General features: G+C 43.3%; 13 protein-coding genes. 11 read left to right on the plus strand and 2 right to left on the minus strand.

The window, feature by feature from the left end; genetic code table 11:
* Window positions 1–193: 193 nt before the first annotated feature.
* From I2I04_RS14455 to ccsA, 10 genes are all read left to right on the plus strand, one after another.
* Window positions 194–1,369: a phosphoribosylaminoimidazolecarboxamide formyltransferase gene (locus tag I2I04_RS14455; protein WP_008640643.1), complete on the plus strand. Its 1,176-nt coding sequence runs from the start codon at window positions 194–196 to the stop codon at window positions 1,367–1,369.
* 135 nt (window positions 1,370–1,504) lie between these two features.
* Window positions 1,505–2,011 carry a flavodoxin FldA gene (gene fldA / locus I2I04_RS14460; protein WP_195655316.1) on the plus strand — a complete coding sequence of 169 codons (507 nt, stop codon included), beginning with the start codon at window positions 1,505–1,507 and terminating at the stop codon, window positions 2,009–2,011.
* A 33-nt stretch (window positions 2,012–2,044) separates the two neighbouring features.
* Window positions 2,045–2,407: a DUF2023 family protein gene (locus I2I04_RS14465; RefSeq protein WP_195655317.1), complete on the plus strand. Its 363-nt coding sequence runs from the start codon at window positions 2,045–2,047 to the stop codon at window positions 2,405–2,407.
* Window positions 2,408–2,798: 391 nt separating this feature from the next.
* Window positions 2,799–4,139 carry a hypothetical protein gene (locus tag I2I04_RS14470; RefSeq protein ID WP_015530947.1) on the plus strand — a complete coding sequence of 447 codons (1,341 nt, stop codon included), beginning with the start codon at window positions 2,799–2,801 and terminating at the stop codon, window positions 4,137–4,139.
* A 26-nt stretch (window positions 4,140–4,165) separates the two neighbouring features.
* Window positions 4,166–5,320 (plus strand): imelysin family protein, encoded by a 1,155-nt coding sequence (locus tag I2I04_RS14475; protein WP_008640647.1) that lies wholly within the window; start codon window positions 4,166–4,168, stop codon window positions 5,318–5,320.
* 110 nt (window positions 5,321–5,430) lie between these two features.
* Window positions 5,431–6,861: a di-heme oxidoredictase family protein gene (locus I2I04_RS14480; protein WP_008640649.1), complete on the plus strand. Its 1,431-nt coding sequence runs from the start codon at window positions 5,431–5,433 to the stop codon at window positions 6,859–6,861.
* Window positions 6,862–6,888: 27 nt separating this feature from the next.
* Window positions 6,889–8,103, plus strand: coding sequence for a porin (locus I2I04_RS14485; protein WP_117684299.1), 1,215 nt, complete (start codon window positions 6,889–6,891; stop codon window positions 8,101–8,103).
* A 23-nt stretch (window positions 8,104–8,126) separates the two neighbouring features.
* Window positions 8,127–8,840, plus strand: a complete 714-nt coding sequence (locus tag I2I04_RS14490; protein WP_143259881.1) for a hypothetical protein — start codon at window positions 8,127–8,129, stop codon at window positions 8,838–8,840.
* Window positions 8,841–8,860: 20 nt separating this feature from the next.
* On the plus strand, window positions 8,861–10,015 hold the full coding sequence (locus I2I04_RS14495; protein WP_195655318.1) for a Rid family hydrolase: 1,155 nt from the start codon (window positions 8,861–8,863) through the stop codon (window positions 10,013–10,015).
* A 19-nt stretch (window positions 10,016–10,034) separates the two neighbouring features.
* Window positions 10,035–12,134, plus strand: coding sequence for a cytochrome c biogenesis protein CcsA (gene ccsA / locus I2I04_RS14500; protein WP_008640653.1), 2,100 nt, complete (start codon window positions 10,035–10,037; stop codon window positions 12,132–12,134).
* A gap of 171 nt (window positions 12,135–12,305) precedes the next feature.
* Here the strand turns inward: ccsA and I2I04_RS14505 are convergent, their stop codons facing one another.
* The gene (locus I2I04_RS14505) at window positions 12,306–14,627 is read right to left on the minus strand and encodes a family 20 glycosylhydrolase (protein ID WP_195655319.1); all 2,322 of its coding nucleotides are present in this window, start codon (window positions 14,625–14,627) and stop codon (window positions 12,306–12,308) included.
* A gap of 189 nt (window positions 14,628–14,816) precedes the next feature.
* On the opposite strand from I2I04_RS14505, the gene I2I04_RS14510 reads away from it, so the two are divergent.
* Window positions 14,817–15,731 (plus strand): cation diffusion facilitator family transporter, encoded by a 915-nt coding sequence (locus tag I2I04_RS14510; RefSeq protein WP_195655320.1) that lies wholly within the window; start codon window positions 14,817–14,819, stop codon window positions 15,729–15,731.
* Between the two features lie 292 nt (window positions 15,732–16,023).
* Here I2I04_RS14510 and I2I04_RS14515 read toward each other — a convergent pair whose 3' ends face one another.
* The gene (locus I2I04_RS14515) at window positions 16,024–18,345 is read right to left on the minus strand and encodes a TonB-dependent receptor (protein WP_195655321.1); all 2,322 of its coding nucleotides are present in this window, start codon (window positions 18,343–18,345) and stop codon (window positions 16,024–16,026) included.
* Window positions 18,346–18,382: the final 37 nt, after the last annotated feature.

Consider the following 18,382-nt stretch of genomic DNA (forward strand, 5'->3'; position numbering starts at 1 on the left):
AGAGATTGCAAAGAAACGGAATATTTTGCTGAAATACAATCATCATTTATAGGTATTTTATGCCCTCATTCGTTAGCAAATACTAATTATATGCTACTATTTTGTGGCACAACTTTAGGCAAGCTAGTCTTTTTTTAGTAATTTTGTCGCTATCTATTTGTAATTAGTAACTCGTAATTTTATATTTAATAAAATGGCAAACGAACTCGAACTGAAATACGGCTGCAACCCTAATCAAAAGCCTGCCCGTATCTTCATGAAAGAAGGAGAACTCCCCATCGAAGTATTGAATGGACGTCCCGGTTATATCAATCTGCTGGATGCGTTCAACAGTTGGCAATTAGTGAAAGAACTAAAAGAAGCTACCGGACTGCCGGCTGCCGCGTCTTTTAAACATGTCAGCCCTGCGGGTGCTGCCGTTGCGGTAGAAATGAGCGACACGCTGAAAAAGATTTATTTCGTAGATGACATGAAGCTGTCCCCATTGGCCACAGCATACGCACGTGCACGTGGCGCAGACCGTATGTCATCTTACGGAGATTTCATCGCATTGTCCGACACTTGCGACGAAGAAACAGCACGTATTATCAACCGTGAAGTGTCCGACGGCGTAATTGCCCCCGACTACACAACCGAAGCGCTGGAAATTCTGAAGAATAAAAGAAAAGGGACTTACAATGTAATAAAGATAGATCCCGCATACCGTCCGGCCCCTATCGAACACAAAGATGTATTCGGAGTAACTTTCGAACAAGGAAGAAATGAATTAAAAATTGATGAGAGTCTTTTGAAAGAGATGCCTACGCAAAACAAAGAAATCCCTGCTGATGCAAAACGTGACTTAATCATTGCCTTAATCACTTTAAAATATACGCAATCCAATTCGGTATGTTATGCCAAAGACGGACAGGCGATCGGTATTGGTGCAGGTCAACAGTCACGTATCCACTGCACGCGTCTGGCAGGAAACAAAGCGGATATCTGGTATTTACGCCAACATCCGAAAGTGATGAACTTGCCATGGATTGAGAAAATCCGTCGTGCAGATCGTGACAACACAATTGACGTTTACATCTCGGAGGATTATGACGATGTATTGGCAGACGGTGTTTGGCAACAGTTCTTCACAGAAAAGCCGGAAGTGCTGACACGTGAAGAAAAACGGGCATGGCTGGATACAATGACAGGCGTAGCTTTAGGATCAGACGCATTCTTCCCATTCGGAGATAATATAGAACGCGCACATAAGAGTGGCGTCAGCTACATTGCACAACCGGGTGGCTCCGTACGTGATGACCATGTGATTGAAACTTGCGACAAATACAATATGGCAATGGCATTTACAGGCATCCGCTTGTTCCACCATTAAAAAATATCGACTATTTTTTATTCCATACATCCCCATTTATAATGAGAAGGAGACAAATCTTCCATTATAAATGGGGATTTCCTATTTCTTCAAGACCCTCTATCTTTGCAGCGTTACATTAAAAACGAATCAAAGATGAATAAAATTGGTGTATTTTATGGTTCCACAACCGGAACAACAGAAGACCTTGCCCGCCGAATTGCAGAAAAATTAGATGTACCCTCGGCACATGTATTTGATGTTTCCAAACTAACAGAGGCATTAGTCAATGAATATGACGTATTGGTGCTCGGCTCTTCTACCTGGGGAGCAGGCGAACTTCAGGACGACTGGTATGATGGAGTAAAAGTTTTAAAAAAATGCGATTTATCTCATAAGTCTGTAGCCCTGTTCGGTTGCGGCGACTCTGACTCGTATAGCGACACTTTCTGTGACGCAATAGGTATTCTTTATGAAGACTTGAAAGATACCCATTGTAAATTCTGTGGAGCAACAGACACCGCAGGCTACACATTCGACTCTTCTATCGCTGTTGTAGACGGCAAGTTTGTAGGGCTTCCGCTTGACGAAGTCAATGAAGACAATAAGACAGACGAACGTATCAGCGCATGGGTTGAACAAGTGAAACAAGAAATCAGCTAATTTTACCTTAACATAAAAAGAATACTTTGCATCATGGCAACTGAAAGAATCATCCCCGGCGAAATCCGGATTTTTCTTAATCACATTTATGAGTTTAAGAAAGGCGTACGCAACATGGTACTTTATACAATGAGTAAAGAGCACGAAGAATTTGCCATCCGCCGATTGAATAATCAAAAGATCAGTTATATGATACAGGAAGTAGGCACCAATAAAATCAACCTGTTCTTTGGAAAGCCTGAATGTATGGAAGCCATGCGGCATATCATCATCCGCCCCTTAAATCAACTGACAGCCGAAGAAGACTTTATTTTGGGGGCCATGCTGGGATATGACCTCTGCCAGCAGTGCAAACGGTATTGCAGCAAAAAAGAAGGTATAAAGATGGCAGTTTAAGCAATAACCTTAGCATAAGTTTAGCTTTGTTTGTATGTAGTTTGTCTTGAGTCGGATCGTTTCTGAAAAGAGCAATTTCCTGATGGTAGATATATCCAAAAAGACTGGTTGTGAAGGAAACGATTCACTCAAATACAAACAAAAGCGATGATGAAATAAACAAGAAGGACAACTCTACACATTAACAACAGGCAAAGGTATATATCAGTAAAAATTACCACACTAATATATACCTTTGTCTTTTTTATTCTCTCAATACTTATCTTTCTTTTACTCTTTAGTCTCAAATTACCTACATATACTGAATTTAAGAAATAACTATGCCTAGTATTAGGTATTGCCACATTTTTTAACCTCATCTAACTTTGCAACCGATAAAATTATTAAAAAGATGAGAAAAATAACCGCAATCGTTATTCTATGTCTCCTGCCTTCTCTTTCAAATTCAGCACAGGAGACAAAAGAAATTTCCAAAAATAGTAATTCTTCTTCTACAGAAGATTATACTAAATTCCGTTTTGGTGGATATGGTGAAATGGTCGCTAATTTTAAAGATTATGGCATCAACCGTTTCTATGGAGGAAACGATGGTAATCCAAAGAAAAACAGGAATACCATTTCAATCCCCCGTTTCGTTTTAGCTTTTGATTATAAGTTTAATTCCAAATGGATACTCGGTGCAGAGATTGAGTTTGAATCCGGTGGAACAGGTACAGCTTTCGAATTAGAAAACACCGAAAACGGTGAATACGAAACCGAAGTTGAAAAAGGAGGAGAAGTGGCTATTGAGCAATTTCACATCACACGTTTGATTCATCGCTCCCTCAACGTGCGTGCCGGACATATTATTGTTCCGGTAGGACTGACCAACGCACACCATGAACCGATCAATTTCTTCGGAACTTCACGTCCGGAGGGTGAAACCACCCTTCTGCCCTCTACCTGGCATGAAAATGGTTTGGAAATCTTTGGTTCCTTTGGAAAAGGTTATGCCAGTTTTGACTACCAAGCTATGGTTGTAGCAGGTCTGAACCCTAACGGATTCGATCGCAATACATGGGTAGGCAGTGGTAAACAGGGAATTTTTGAAGAAGATAATTTCACTTCTCCCGCATATGTATTCCGCTTGGACTATAAAGGAGTTCCCGGCTTACGTGTAGGTGCCTCATTCTATTATTGCGCAGATGCAGGAGCCAATTCCGACAAGGAACAGACTTATTCAAGCTATGGAAAAATTCCGGTAAGAATCTTCACCGCAGATGCACAATATCGCAATAAATATGTAACGGCACGTGGTAATATTTTATATGGAAATTTAGGAAACTCTTTGGGAGTGAGCCAAGCAAATGTCAAGTTATCCAATAAATCACCGTACAGTCGTCTGGCACCGGTAGCTAAGAATGCTGTAAGCTATGCAGCAGAAGCCGGTATCAATATCCGCTCAGTCTTCGGAGGCAATAAAAAGATTCCGGTTATCTATCCATTTGCCCGCTATGAATACTACAATCCACAAGAAAAAGGAGAAAAAGGGCAAACGATGGAAAAACGCTGCCAAGTAAGTATGTGGACAGCGGGATTAAATTGGTATGCGTTGCCAAACTTAGTGATAAAAGCTGACTATGCCACCCGTCAGATTGGTACCAACAAAGTTTTTGGCGTTTCAAAAGCATATAACAGTGAAAACGAATTTTCCATTGGAATAGCCTATATAGGATGGTTTATCAAGAAATAACAAATAATCAATTATTTAATTTTTATATGATGAAAACAAAATTCTTTTATGTTGCAGCCCTCATATGGGGATTAGCATTTACAACTACTTCTTGTAGCAGTGACGATGACAACCCGACAGTAGATCCTGCTAACATCGATTACACTTCTGAAAACGCATCAAGCTGGCATAACTACATGAGAAATGTAGCAGCACTTTTAAAAACAGATGCAACCAATCTTTATAACGCATGGAACTCAAGTTATAAAGGAGGCGACAGTTATGCTTCTCTCTTTAAGGCTCATAACGGTTCTCCTTATGCAAGTGCATTGAGCTGTGTAGAAGAAATCGTAGATAAATGCGCGGAAATTGCCAACGAAGTCGGTACCGCCAAGATTGGTGATCCGTACAACTTATACAAAGCGGGAAATACAGAAGAAGCATTGTACGCTGTGGAATCCTGGTACAGCTGGCATTCACGTGATGATTATACAAACAACATTTACTCCATCCGGAATGCGTATTACGGTTCTTTAGACGGCAGTATAAATGCTAACTCTTTATCAACTGTAGTCGCCGGTGTTAATCCATCCTTAGATACTAATGTAAAGAATGCCATTCAAAAAGCGGCAAAAGCCATTCAGGATATTCCGCAACCTTTCCGTAATCATATACCCAGTAATGAAACAGTAGCAGCAATGGACGCTTGTGCCGAACTGGAAAGTATATTGAAGAATGACTTAAAATCTTATATTGCCAATAATGCCAACAACATCAATACCGACGCCGTACTGAATCCTGTGGTAATGCAATATGTAGATGCAGTAGTAGTACCTACCTATAAAAGCTTGAAAGAAAAGAACGATGCTCTCTACAATGCAGTAATAGCTCTTGCAGACAACCCGTCAAATAGTGCTTTCGATAAAGCCTGTGAAGCTTGGATCACCGCACGTGAGCCATGGGAAAAGAGCGAAGCCTTCTTGTTCGGTCCGGTAGACGAGATGGGACTTGATCCTAACATGGACAGCTGGCCTTTAGACCAGAATGCCATCGTGCAAATTCTGAATTCTCAAAGCTGGAGTGATCTTGAATGGAATGAAAATGATGATGAAGCCGCTGTTGAGTCGGCACAGAATGTACGCGGTTTCCACACATTAGAATTCCTTCTCTACAAAAACGGTGAACCACGTAAAGTACAATAAAGACTTATCTTAGCTAAGATATTATTGAGAAGTAAAGGTTGGAAGTCAATCATCCACCTTTACTTCTTTGGTATGTTTAAAACATATTATTGAAATAAAGTCAATAAACAATGAATCACTTTCTAAAATATTCATTCTCTATTTTTTGCCTGTTGGCATGCTCAGCCTGTGATGACGACGGAATTGGCGTATTGGATATCGAAATCCCGGAAGGCTATGCCCTGTCAGCCGGAACATCAACCATTTTCTTGAGTTCATCCGTTGCTTATGATACGCCTGCAGATTGGATAACAGGAGCATATGACGTACGCTTCACCCGAGGCGACAGGCTATATGACGATGTACGTACAAGCAACAACGGGCATGGTGGCGGTCTCGGACCTGTTTATGCCGGTTACTCGTGCGGCAGCTGCCACCGGAATGCAGGGCGCACTAAACCCTCTTTATGGACAGAGGGCGGATCGGGCAGCTATGGTTTCTCCTCCATGCTGGTTTACATATCCCGTAAGAACGGAGCTTTCTTTCAGGATTATGGCCGTGTGCTTCATGACCAGGCAATCTACGGAGTACAACCGGAAGGCAAACTATCCGTAGAATACACTTACGAAACATTTTCTTTCCCTGATGGAGAAGCCTACACGCTTTGCAAACCGCAGTATAGCATATCCGAATGGTATGCCGAAGAGATCAAACCGGAAGATTTGTTTTGCACCGTACGTATTCCATTACGCCACGTAGGTATGGGACAGATGATGGCATTAGATCCCATTGAAATTGAAGCACTCGCAGCAAAAAGCAATTATCCCGAATATGGAATCAGCGGACGATGTAATTACATCACCGAACGGGGAGTAAGATGTCTGGGATTGTCCGGCAACAAAGCCCAACATGCCGATTTAACGGTAGAGTTAGGATTCTCCAGTGATATGGGTGTTACCAACAGCCGCTATCCGGAAGAAATCTGCGAAGGACAAACGCAAGTCAACCAAGGCAGCATGATGGGACTTTCTTATGACCAGTTGGATGTCAGCACAGAAGAGATGGAAAATGTAGATCTCTATATGCAGAGTCTCGGCGTACCCGCCCGGCGTAATATAAACGATCCGCAAGTAATCAAAGGGGAACAAAACTTTTATAAAGCCAAATGTCATCTTTGTCATGTGACGACCCTGCATACCAAACCACGCGGTACTGTGTTATTAAACAATACCCAACTCCCGTGGCTGGGCGGTCAGACCATTCACCCTTATTCCGATTATCTGTTACACGACATGGGTTCGGAAATTATGGGAGTCGGGCTGAATGACAACTACGTAAGCGGCCTGGCACGTGGAAACGAATGGCGCACTACCCCTCTTTGGGGAATTGGCCTGCAAGAAAAGGTCAACGGGCATACTTATTTCCTACATGACGGCCGTGCCCGCAATCTGACAGAAGCTATCATGTGGCATGGCGGAGAAGGAGAAGCATCGAAGAACTTATTTAAAAACATGAGTAAAGAAGACCGCGATGCGCTGATCGCATTTTTAAATTCACTTTAAACTAAAAGTAGTATATACAAAGCAATTATGAAGAAATTTATAATCATTGCCATGCTGACTGCCATCATGCCTTTGGCTGCAATGGCGCAACATGAAGAAGATACAGAAAATGGTGTAGTATCATTGGCTGGAAGAGAAGGATTCACGATCGAAACCAAGAAGGGAGATTTCGTATTCAAACCCTATCTGCTCGTACAAACCAGTGCAAACTTCAATTGGTACGACGATGAAGGACTAGATAAGGCATATAATCAGGATAACATAGCCAACTCCGGTTTTTCCGTTCCTTACGCTGTACTCGGGTTCACCGGAAAGGCTTTCGATAAAGTGTCTTTCAACCTTTCCATCAATGCGGCAGCCAGCGGAGGCGCATTACTTCAACAGGCATGGTTTGATGTTCAGCTGAAAAAGCAATTTGCCATCCGGGTCGGTAAATTCAAGACTCCGTTCTCACATGCCTATCTGACAACACTGGGAGAAACATTGTTACCCAATTTACCAGTATCACTCACTGCTCCCGTTATCCTCCCCTACTCCTTGAATGCGGTAACACCTAACATTGGCACCGGATTCGATTTAGGGGTAGAGATTCACGGTTTAGTGGCTGACAAATTCGGGTATGAAATCGGTTTGTTCAATGGTACGGGCGCTTCTGTCAACACCGCGACAAAGACATTCAGCGATGACTGGCACATTCCGTCTTTACTGTATGCCGGACGTTTCACTTATATGCCGAAGGGAGTGATGCCTGCCACACAGGGAAATCCGAACAGGCTGAATGAAGACAAAATTATGTTTGGTATTTCTACTTCTATTAATGTAGAAAGTGAAAATGAAAGTACCAATGATTATCGTGCGGGATTAGAGTTTGCAATGCTAAAAAACAAACTTTATCTGGGTGCTGAAGTTTATTATATGAATGTAGGTTTTACAAAAAGACAAAAGATTTCCGAGTCATATAATTACCTGGGCGGTTATGTACAAGGTGGTTATTTTATAGCTCCCCGCCTGCAGGCAGCCGCACGTTATGATTTCTTCAATCGTAACGGAATGGACACCAATGGTTTCCTGAATATGCCAGCCGTAGGCATGAACTATTTCTTCAAAAACTGCAACTTGAAGTTACAAGCTATGTACCAGTATATTGCCCGCAAAGGTCATGACACCCAACTCGATCGGGATAACGATGATTTAGGTTTGGCAGTACATTCGGCCAGTATTCTACTTCAATATACATTCTAAATAGCACAAGAAAGGATTTGTTTATGAAAAAATACATTCTTTTCGGTGGCTGTCTACTGTTATTGGCATATATCACGTCATGTGATGACGGACGTATTTATGAAAAAACAGAGACCCTGTCAGAAGAAGGACGCACATTGAAAATGAGCGGAAGAATCAGTGGTATCAATAAATGGCCCGATGGTTATAGTGTTGTAGTGGCAGGCTTCAGTGATGAGAGCGAGTATGCCGTTGTCACAAAAACAATTCCGGCGGTCGAAAATGATGAGATTCAGGTAACCATGACAGGAGTCAGTGACAAAGTAACCACTATTGAGTTATGCGTTATTAATAGATTAAGAAAACGAGTAATCAGCTTTCGGTCAATGGACGATCTTACGGCAGTTGACGACACTATTCTTATGGATGTGGGAACTGTGGATGCAGGTATGTATCATGGCATTCAGGAAAAAGTATTTAATACTACATGTGCCCACTGTCATGGTGGAGGTAGTTCGGCAGCAGGCAACCTGTATCTGACAGAGGGCAAAAGCTATGAGGCACTCGTCAACCGTCCGTCAAAGAAAGTAGACGGTATGTTACTTGTCAAACCGGGCAGTGCACAAGAAAGTGTATTGCATACATTATTGAATACCACTATTAGTTCAACTTGGGGATACGATCACTCTAAAGAAATACTGTCATCCCCTATTTTGACCCTTATTGACGATTGGATCAATAACGGCGCACAAGAATAAATAGTTATTATACAATTGATATGAACAACAAAAAACAACAGAATATTCAGTCTGAAAAGACACTAACAGAGATTTTTAAATACGATGCAGGAGGAGAAGCTTCAGAGTATCACATCATCATTCATTCTACTAAACCGGAAGATACATACGAAGAACAACTGAATGCAGTATTAAACACTTACGACTATTTACTTACCCAAGAACTGAAAGGAGCAGTCGCCATCCTCAAACGCTATTTCTTAAGTGACGCCGCCAATCAGGCAGATACACTATTGGCATTGACAACTGAAGGTTCGGACTGCACGCTTTCCATTGTGGAACAGCCCCCGCTGGACGGAACCAAGATTGCCTTATGGGCCTATCTGTTGACTGACGTACAGACGCAAGTCCTGCATAACGGGCTTTTCGAGGTGAAGCACAGTGCCTACCGCCACTTTTGGGGTGGTAGCGCATTCAATCGTGCCGCCAATTCGGAATACCAGACCCGCCTGTTATTGAACGACTATGTGATGCAACTCATGGAGCAAGGTTGCAGACTGGCGGACAATTGTATCCGCACATGGTTCTTTGTACAAAATGTAGACGTGAATTATGCCGGAGTAGTGAAAGCGCGTAATGAAGTTTTCGTTACCCAAAACCTGACAGAAAAAACACATTACATTTCCAGCACCGGTATCGGCGGTCGCCATGCCGATCCGAAAGTACTGGTACAAATGGATACTTATGCCGTAGCAGGATTACAACCGGAACAGATTCATTTTCTCTATGCACCTACCCACCTGAATCCGACTTATGAATATGGAGTAAGTTTTGAACGTGGCACGTATGTAGATTATGGCGACCGCCGCCAGATATTTATTTCGGGTACGGCAAGCATCAACAACAAAGGCGAAGTGGTATATCCCGGCAACATTCGCAAACAGACAGAACGGATGTGGGAAAATGTGGAAGCCCTGCTAAAAGAAGCAGAATGCACTTTTGAAAATTTGGGACAAATGATTGTATATTTGCGTGATATAGCCGACTATGCAGTCGTTAAAGCAATGTATGACCAACGTTTCCCACACACTCCCAAAGTATTTGTTCATGCTCCGGTATGTCGCCCCGGATGGTTGATTGAGATGGAATGTATGGGAGTGAAAGAATGTAAGAACAAGGGGTACGCTCCATTTTAAATCATAAAAGATTATACCGTTGAAAAGGTTACTTATTATCTTATATATCTGTCTGGTGGGACTACTCGCTGCAGCTACTTTTGTAGAGCAAGCGTATGGGACAGATTTTGTAGAGAGAAATATATATCATACATGCTGGTTTTGTTGTTTGTGGGGAGTTATTGCCGCAATTGCACTTGTTGCTCTCATCCGACGTGCTTTATGGCGACGGTTCCCCATATTGTTGTTTCATGGCTCCCTCCTCGTTATCCTGGTGGGGGCCATGATTACGTTTACCGGCAGTAAAAAAGGATACGTACATTTACTGCCGGGAGTGACGGCAGGTAGTTTTCAGGAGTCGGAAAGCGGAAGAGAAGCCGACCTGCCATTCACAATACAGCTGGATAGTTTTCGTATAGCATACTATCCCGGAACTGAAGCTCCGGCAGACTACATCAGTTATATCACCTACTCTCTTCCCGGACAAAAAGATGTTCTGTCACACGAACAGATTTCAATGAACCGTATATTTACATTACAAGGTTTCCGTTTCTATCAGTCATCTTTCGATGATGATGGAAAAGGGAGTTGGCTGACTGTCAATTATGACCCGTGGGGTACGGGAGTTACGTATGCAGGATATGTTCTGCTCGGTATCTCCATGATCTGGTTATTATTTTCCCGCTATGGCGATTTCCGACGCCTGCTAAGTCACCCGCTACTGAAAAAAGGAGGTGTATTTCTATTGTTCCTCTTCTGTCTTGCAGGTAGTATGCAAGCACAAAAAAAACTTCTCCCGGCCCTGAAACGGGTACAAGCAGACAGTTTGGCACAAGAACAGGTCATTTATCACGACCGAGTAGTACCATTCAATACATTGGCGCGCGATTTCATTCAGAAATTGACAGGCAAAGCTTCATATAAAGGTTTGACGCCTGAACAGGTAATTGGTGGCTGGCTACTCTATCCGGAAGTATGGAGAAATGAACCATTGATATACATCAAAAATACAGAGTTGCAGCATTTGCTAAACTTACAGACACCTTACGCCCGATTAACCGATTTATTTGACGGTCCGGTCTACCGTCTTCAGAAAACCTGGCAACAAGAACAGGGAAAAGGTAGCAAACTCGCCAAAGCCATCCAAGAAACGGACGAAAAAGTGGGATTGATCCTGATGCTGGAAAAAGGAACATTCATTCAGCCATTACCCACTGATGGCAGCGTGCAACCACTCTCCGAACTGGAAATAAAAGCCGAACTACTCTACAACCGGATTCCGTTCAGCAAGATTCTTTTTATGATTAATCTATCATTGGGAGTATTGTCTTTCCTGCTTCTGCTTCAGTACAGCCTGCGAAGAAGGGTACTCTCACCGAAAGCCAAAGCGATTACCCGCACAGCAGGAGCGTTCTTTTCTGTTGCGCTCTATCTTGCTTTCATATTCCATTTAGCAGGATATTGCCTGCGTTGGTATATTGGCGGACGCATTCCACTTAGCAACGGTTACGAAACCATGCAGTTTATGGCACTCTGCATCCTCTTGGTAGCCTGCCTGCTCCATCGAAGATTCTCATTCGTACTTCCATTCGGATTCTTGCTCTCCGGCTTTGCGTTGTTAGTCTCTTACCTGGGACAAATGAATCCGCAGATAACGCCATTAATGCCGGTGCTCGTCTCTCCGTGGTTAAGCATTCATGTTTCATTGATTATGATGTCTTATGCCCTATTGGCATTTATCATGCTAAACGGAATACTGGCATTATGTCTCCGAAAAAAAGAGCCGGAAAACAATGTCTCTGAAAATGACGACAGACAAGATAACCGGATAGAACAGTTGACGCTAGTCAGCCGTTTGCTACTCTATCCTGCGACGTTCTTTTTAGGGGCAGGCATCTTTTTGGGAGCAGTCTGGGCAAACGTTTCCTGGGGAAGATACTGGGCGTGGGACCCGAAAGAAGTATGGGCGCTGATTACCTTCCTTGTATATGGAGCAGCCTTCCATTCACAAAGCCTGCGCATTTTCCGCAAGCCTTTATTTTTCCATATTTATATGATTCTTGCTTTCCTTACAGTCTTAATGACTTATTTCGGAGTGAATTATGTTCTTGGCGGGATGCATAGTTATGCAAACTCCTGAACCACCATACATAAGAATCGGCCGAAGTGATTCACCCGCATTTCTTTTATTTGGTTGTTAAGTTGAAAAACCATTAATGTATTCATTTTGGAATATGAATAGATGATGTATTCTAAAAGAGGTAAAGAGGGTGCACTTCACAAAAGGGTACCCTCTTTTACCCATCCAGTTTCACACACGTGCGTGCACCTCATGTTTCAACCACGCACCCGGCAGCATTTCTTTTTCACCTTTTTCATTCACCAGTTCCATCTGCAATACACCTCCGTTACAATCGAAGTAACGAACCTCTATCGGATGCAATCCGGCTTTCAATGCCTTCTGCACAATAATCTCTACCGATGAGTGTGCACCGTCATTATCTCCCAGCAATTCACCGTCAAGCGTCAATGTACTACCGTCATCCGATAGAAGGGCAAAGGTGTAAATACCATCAGCGGGAACTTCCAGATAACCGGTCATCACCAAGCCGATATTTCCTTTCACCTCTTCGGGGATAGATACCGATTCTACCACATATTCCCCTTTTACCGGAGCCGCGTCAATATCTGCACAAAGATTACCGCGGAAGTCATGCCATACAGCTTTCAAGCCGGGCTGCAAGGCAGCCGGAGCAGTCACCGCCTCCGCATAAGGAGCCTTTACATATTTAGTATGTGCCACATCCGAAGGAGAACCGTCCGGACGGAACGTGCGGAAAGCGAAATCGGTAGTCTCCGTCACGTCCAGAGCACCATTATAAAGAGTAGATTCTTTGGTAGGCATACTGCCGTCTGTCGTATAGCGTATTTCAGTACCGGGCAACGGGCAAGTCAAGTCAACCGTTGTTTCATCAATAAATGCATTCACTTTATAGAATCCCTGCAAATCGGGCACACGATAATTTACCCTCATCACATCCATCCGTTTAAACTGCGGAACAAGCTGACGATAGAACTCTTCGAGGCTTGGTTTAGCAGCCGGCTCCGCCCAGGCTATTTCACTCAATGCAATCATGCGGGGAACGATCAGGTATTCAATGCGCTTCATTGTCGGAATCCATTCAGACCAGAGATTAGCCTGTACACCCCAGATATATTTCTTCTGTTCGGGTGATAATCTATCATCCGAACACGGATCGTATGCCAGTATTTTCTTCACTGAATTCTGATCCTGCGCATAATCGAAATAGAAATATTCATTCGGACAAGCAATCACTTTCTGCTTTTGCGCGGTCGCCGTAGGCAACGCGTCTTTCGCCCAACTTCTCCACCATGTAATAGCGGCATCGGAAGATAATCCGTCGGCTACCACTTCATCCCAGCCGATGAGTCTCTTTCCGTTGGCGAGGAAGAATTTCTCCATGTCACGTACAAACCATGCCTGAAGTTCTTCTACCGAACCCAGCTTCTCCGTACGGATACGTTTCTGACAGAGAGGGCATTTCTTCCAGTTGGCTTTTTCCACTTCATCACCACCCATGTGCACATATTCATAAGGGAAAAGCTCGAAAACTTCTTTGAATACATTCTGGCAGAATTCCAGCGTCGCGTCTTTACCCGGGCAGACAGGAGAAGAGAAGGTTTCTCCCCATCCGATTAGTCCGTCGCATGCCAACTCCGGATATTGACTGATAGCCGCGAGAAAATGTCCCGGCATATCGATCTCGGGAATGACATCGATTCCTCTTTGCGTAGCATAGGCTACTATTTCTTTGATATCATCATGAGTATAATAACCTCCATACAGCGTATCTCCTTCCACAATGCGTATCTTATCTTCCGGAATCAGGAAATCGGTATTATCTTCCTCTTTCGCACGTGCCATGCAGATCCGATCCTGCTCATTAAACTTACGCCAGGCTCCTTTTTCGGTAAGTAGCGGGTATTTCTCAATTTCTATACGCCAGCCCTGATCGTCAGACAAATGCCAGTGGAATTTATTGAGTTTATACAAAGACATCAGATCCAATACATGCTTTACCTCATCTTTACTCCAAAAATGACGGGAAGCATCCAGCATAAATCCACGCCATTCAAAACGGGGTACGTCTTCTATTTGCACGACAGGGATTGAATAAGTTTGTTTCTCTCCCTGCACTTCTATCGCTGCAGGAAGGAGCTGGCGAATAGTAGTAATCGCAGAAATGATGCCCGAATAATCATAAGCCTCTACCTGGATATATTCCGGCGTAGACTGAAGTTTATAAGAACCGGGCTTGCCACCGGTATCTTTCAACTGAAAATACATATCTACCTGATTCTTATCAGTAGTGACCTCCACAGAAGACAATATGACATTGCGGAGAATCTCCTGCAAATACCCGACTGCCGGAAACAACGACTGATCGGAAACTCCAATCTTCATTCCATCTTTTAAAACAAACGAGCCCGACTGCTCGGTCAGACTAACGGGGGTAGGTAGGATTGCAATTTCTTGCTTAACGGTGGGCGTACAAGAAGAAAAAACACAAGCTGATACAATGAGTAAAGAGCTACTTAATTTTTTGAACATGCGGTTAACTATTTAATAAATGATTTGTCCTGTCTTTTATTGACCATCTATATATAATACAACTAAAACATAGAAACTACTAAAAGCCCGGGAAAAGTTTTTTTGCGACTTGACGTCACAGACTCCTATAAATGTTTATCTTTGCTAGCCAATCTCAATCAAACAATTAATTATAAAGAGTCACTTCCAATGTCAAGAGAGAATATCTTAATCAAAACCTCATGGATTAGCACAATTGGCAATGCAATCCTATCTGCATCTAAAATCATCATCGGTTTATGGGCCGGTAGTCTGGCCGTAGTGGGCGACGGTATCGACTCGGCAACCGATGTCGTTATCTCTATCGTTATGATTTTTACGGCACGCCTCATCAACCGTCCTCCTTCAAAGAAATATGTATTCGGTTACGAGAAAGCGGAAGGCATCGCGACTAAGATTCTGTCACTGGTGATATTTTATGCCGGTGTACAAATGTTGATATCGTCCATTCAAAGCATTTTTTCAGATGAAGTGAAAGAGATACCATCGTCTATCGCTATCTATGTCACCGTGTTTTCTATTATCGGTAAGCTCTTGCTGGCTTTATACCAACACAAACAGGGAAAGAAGATCAACAGCTCCATGCTCACGGCAAACGCTATCAATATGCGCAATGATGTCGTCATCTCAACCGGTGTTTTGCTGGGATTGATATTCACTTTCATCTTCAAATCACCCATACTCGATTCGGTTACGGGATTGATAATCAGTCTCTTTATCATCAAATCTTCCATCAGCATTTTTATTGATTCCAATGTGGAGCTAATGGACGGGGTGAAAGATGTCAATGTATATAATAAGATATTCGAGGCGGTAGAGAAAGTGCCCGGTGCCAGCAATCCACATCGCGTCCGGTCACGAATGATAGGAAATCTCTATATGATTACCCTTGATATAGAAGTGAATCCGCAAATTACCATCACACAGGCACATGAGATTGCAGGTGCGGTGGAGAAGAGCATCATTAATTCGGTGGATAACGTATATGACATTCTGGTACACGTGGAACCTGCCGGTGAGTGTCAGACAGGAGAAAAATTCGGGGTCGATAAAGATATGGTTTGATTTATCTCTACACAGATTTTTTTCACTTTCCTCTATCACCTATCACCCTGCCTGATAAATCAATTATCAATAAGGAAAAAGAATGAATCTCTATACGATACATTCGTTTCAACTGCTTGAAACTTTAGTTTCATTAGTGTGAAACCATAGTTTCCCCATAAGGAAACTTTAGTTTCACCTACGGTGGAACTATGGTTTCTCTATGGAGAAACTAAAGTTTCAAGGCAGGAAACAAACAGTTTCAAGGCTTGAAACTGAAAGTGCCGTGCCGGGAAACTATTTTTTTGACCGGTTAATAGCTGATCTTTACCCCTGCAAAGAAACTTCTCGGCAGTGACGGACCATAGATATAGCCGGAGTCACGGTCAGCTCCTTTATCGAAGTCGTTCTGGTAAGCATTGAAAATATTCTGTATGCCGGCATTCACCTGGAGGTTCATCGACTTGTAAAGTTTGAAGTCATAAGCAGCTTTCAAACCGATGTCGAAAAAGTCTCTGGTATTCACCGTTATCGGATTTTCAAGGAATCCCGGAACCGGTTCGTGGGGAACCAGCATCGAACCGGTATAGGTACCGGAAAGAGCGATAGATAACGGTTTTATCGGGGTGTAGGTTGCTGTAAAATAGCCGTAAGTATTTGGCGTACGCATCATTTTCTTCACCGCTGGAGCTTCTTTGTTCCAGATGTGCGGTTTGCTGTAATGGCTCTGTTGCAGAGTGACTCCTGCCTGAACCTGGATTTTATTCAGGTAAGCCATCTTTCCTTCCAGTGTCAATCCCATAACTTGCGCTCCTGATGCATTGTGACGGGTACGTGTCAGGACTCCATTCACTATCTCTCCGTCGGTAAGGGCAAAAACATCCGACAACTTTGTATAGAATCCTTCTATCAGGAAGTTAACCTGAAACGCACCAAAGCGATGATAAATATCTGCCGAAGCACTCAGGCTCTGTGATCTTTCTTCTTTCAGATTATCCGCCAGTTCAACCATTGCTACATTACCGCCTACATTCTCCACATGCAAATCTTCATCGAAAGCCTGCGGAGCACGGAAGCCGGACGAATAACTGAAACGAAGATTGATGTTTTCTGTCGGATTATAACGCAGATTGGCACGCGGACTGAATATCAGATGGTCAATCAGATTATGCTTATCCAAACGGCCGCCAATCAGAAATCCCCAATGCTCATTTTTCCATTCATTCTGAAGGAAAGCACTACCGATATTCACTTTCTGATCTACCGTACGGTGGTAGCCCCACATGTTGTCTTCCAGTTTATCCTGATTGAATTCTATGCCGGCAGTCAGGTCGGAAGGCATGAAGATACATTTTCCGAAGCTATAAACATATTGCGATCCTGCCATCCAGTTCAAATCGGTGGTATTTCCGTAAGCATTCGGATCCTGTCCGCCACCATAATAGCTGTCACGGTTGATGTGTTGCGCGGATGCAAACACATTGAAACGATGTCTCTCGTTAGGGGAGAAATAATCGAACTTCAGTCCTCCGCCATTGATGGAGTGTTCGGTCTGCTCCGCCACATTCGCTTCGTGAGGCGGGCGGTTCAACAAGTCTCCTCCTCTGCGGAATTCTTCCATGTGGTGATATTCAAAAGTAAGTTTTGAATAGGTCGTTGTTTTCAGGAACGAACGGAAACCAATTGTCTGACCGTGCAATTTGGGTATTTCGGAATATCCGTCACCATCATGGTCATACGCAGAACGATGGCGGTTCTGACCGAAGATATACAGACCTGCACGCTGGTCGTCCGTCACTAATGAAGCATTCAATGCCGTACTGTTGTCGAAAGCGTCGCCATCGCCAATTCCCGTAATCGTATGGGATAACATACCGGAGTTATGCATCGGTTCCTTGGTGATGATATTGATTGTACCGGCAATGGCAGATGAGCCGAACAGTGCCGATCCGCCTCCACGCATCACTTCCACACGTTCTATCATGCTGGCAGGAATCTGCTCGATACCATACACACCGGAAAGCGCGCTAAAAATGGGACGGGAATCGAGCAGAATTTGCGTATAAGGACCATCCAGTCCATTGATACGTACTTGCTGGAAACCGCAATTCTGACAGTTGGACTCTACACGGACGCCCGGCTGAAAGCTTAATCCTTGCGCTAAAGTCGTAGAATTGGTATTCTCAAAAATTTTCAAATCTACTACATTCACCAGTGTCGGAGCCAAACGGCGGGTAGTTTCATTACGATTGGCAGATACAACTACGCCATCCAAAGCAACCGCGTCTTCTTCTATTTCAAATTCTTCTTCCAATGTACGCCCTTTCTTCAGCGTCACATTCCGTCTGACGGTTTTATATCCCACCGAACTAACCTCTAGCACAAAATTGCCTTCGGGAAGATTCTTCAAGAAATAATGTCCGGTAGCATCGGTCACTGTTCCGATGGTCGTACCTTTCAAGGCGACTGTAATATAGGGTAAATGCTCTTTTGTATTTTTATCAAGAATATGGCCAACAATATTGGCATCTGACTTGCGTAATTCTGGATGATCAGGATATTCATGAGCTTGTCCTTCAAGGGCAGGCAGCAATGTGCAGCACAGGCAGACAAGCGAAAAGATGTATTTCTTCATTTTTCGTTTGTTATTCGTTTTCGATAAGTATTCACAT

The organism is Bacteroides sp. 1001136B_160425_E2 (assembly GCF_015559655.1).
GTDB classification, from domain to species: domain Bacteria; phylum Bacteroidota; class Bacteroidia; order Bacteroidales; family Bacteroidaceae; genus Bacteroides; species Bacteroides luhongzhouii.

Excerpts from the sequence above, each read along its gene's own strand:
- I2I04_RS14455 (WP_008640643.1), top strand. The coding sequence starts at position 194 with ATGGCAAACGAACTCGAACTGAAATACGGCTGCAACCCTAATCAAAAG.
- fldA (WP_195655316.1), top strand. The coding sequence starts at position 1,505 with ATGAATAAAATTGGTGTATTTTATGGTTCCACAACCGGAACAACAGAA.
- I2I04_RS14465 (WP_195655317.1), top strand. The coding sequence starts at position 2,045 with ATGGCAACTGAAAGAATCATCCCCGGCGAAATCCGGATTTTTCTTAAT.
- I2I04_RS14470 (WP_015530947.1), top strand. The coding sequence starts at position 2,799 with ATGAGAAAAATAACCGCAATCGTTATTCTATGTCTCCTGCCTTCTCTT.
- I2I04_RS14475 (WP_008640647.1), top strand. The coding sequence starts at position 4,166 with ATGATGAAAACAAAATTCTTTTATGTTGCAGCCCTCATATGGGGATTA.
- I2I04_RS14480 (WP_008640649.1), top strand. The coding sequence starts at position 5,431 with ATGAATCACTTTCTAAAATATTCATTCTCTATTTTTTGCCTGTTGGCA.
- I2I04_RS14485 (WP_117684299.1), top strand. The coding sequence starts at position 6,889 with ATGAAGAAATTTATAATCATTGCCATGCTGACTGCCATCATGCCTTTG.
- I2I04_RS14490 (WP_143259881.1), top strand. The coding sequence starts at position 8,127 with ATGAAAAAATACATTCTTTTCGGTGGCTGTCTACTGTTATTGGCATAT.
- I2I04_RS14495 (WP_195655318.1), top strand. The coding sequence starts at position 8,861 with ATGAACAACAAAAAACAACAGAATATTCAGTCTGAAAAGACACTAACA.
- I2I04_RS14505 (WP_195655319.1), bottom strand. The coding sequence starts at position 14,627 with ATGTTCAAAAAATTAAGTAGCTCTTTACTCATTGTATCAGCTTGTGTT.
- I2I04_RS14510 (WP_195655320.1), top strand. The coding sequence starts at position 14,817 with ATGTCAAGAGAGAATATCTTAATCAAAACCTCATGGATTAGCACAATT.
- I2I04_RS14515 (WP_195655321.1), bottom strand. The coding sequence starts at position 18,345 with ATGAAGAAATACATCTTTTCGCTTGTCTGCCTGTGCTGCACATTGCTG.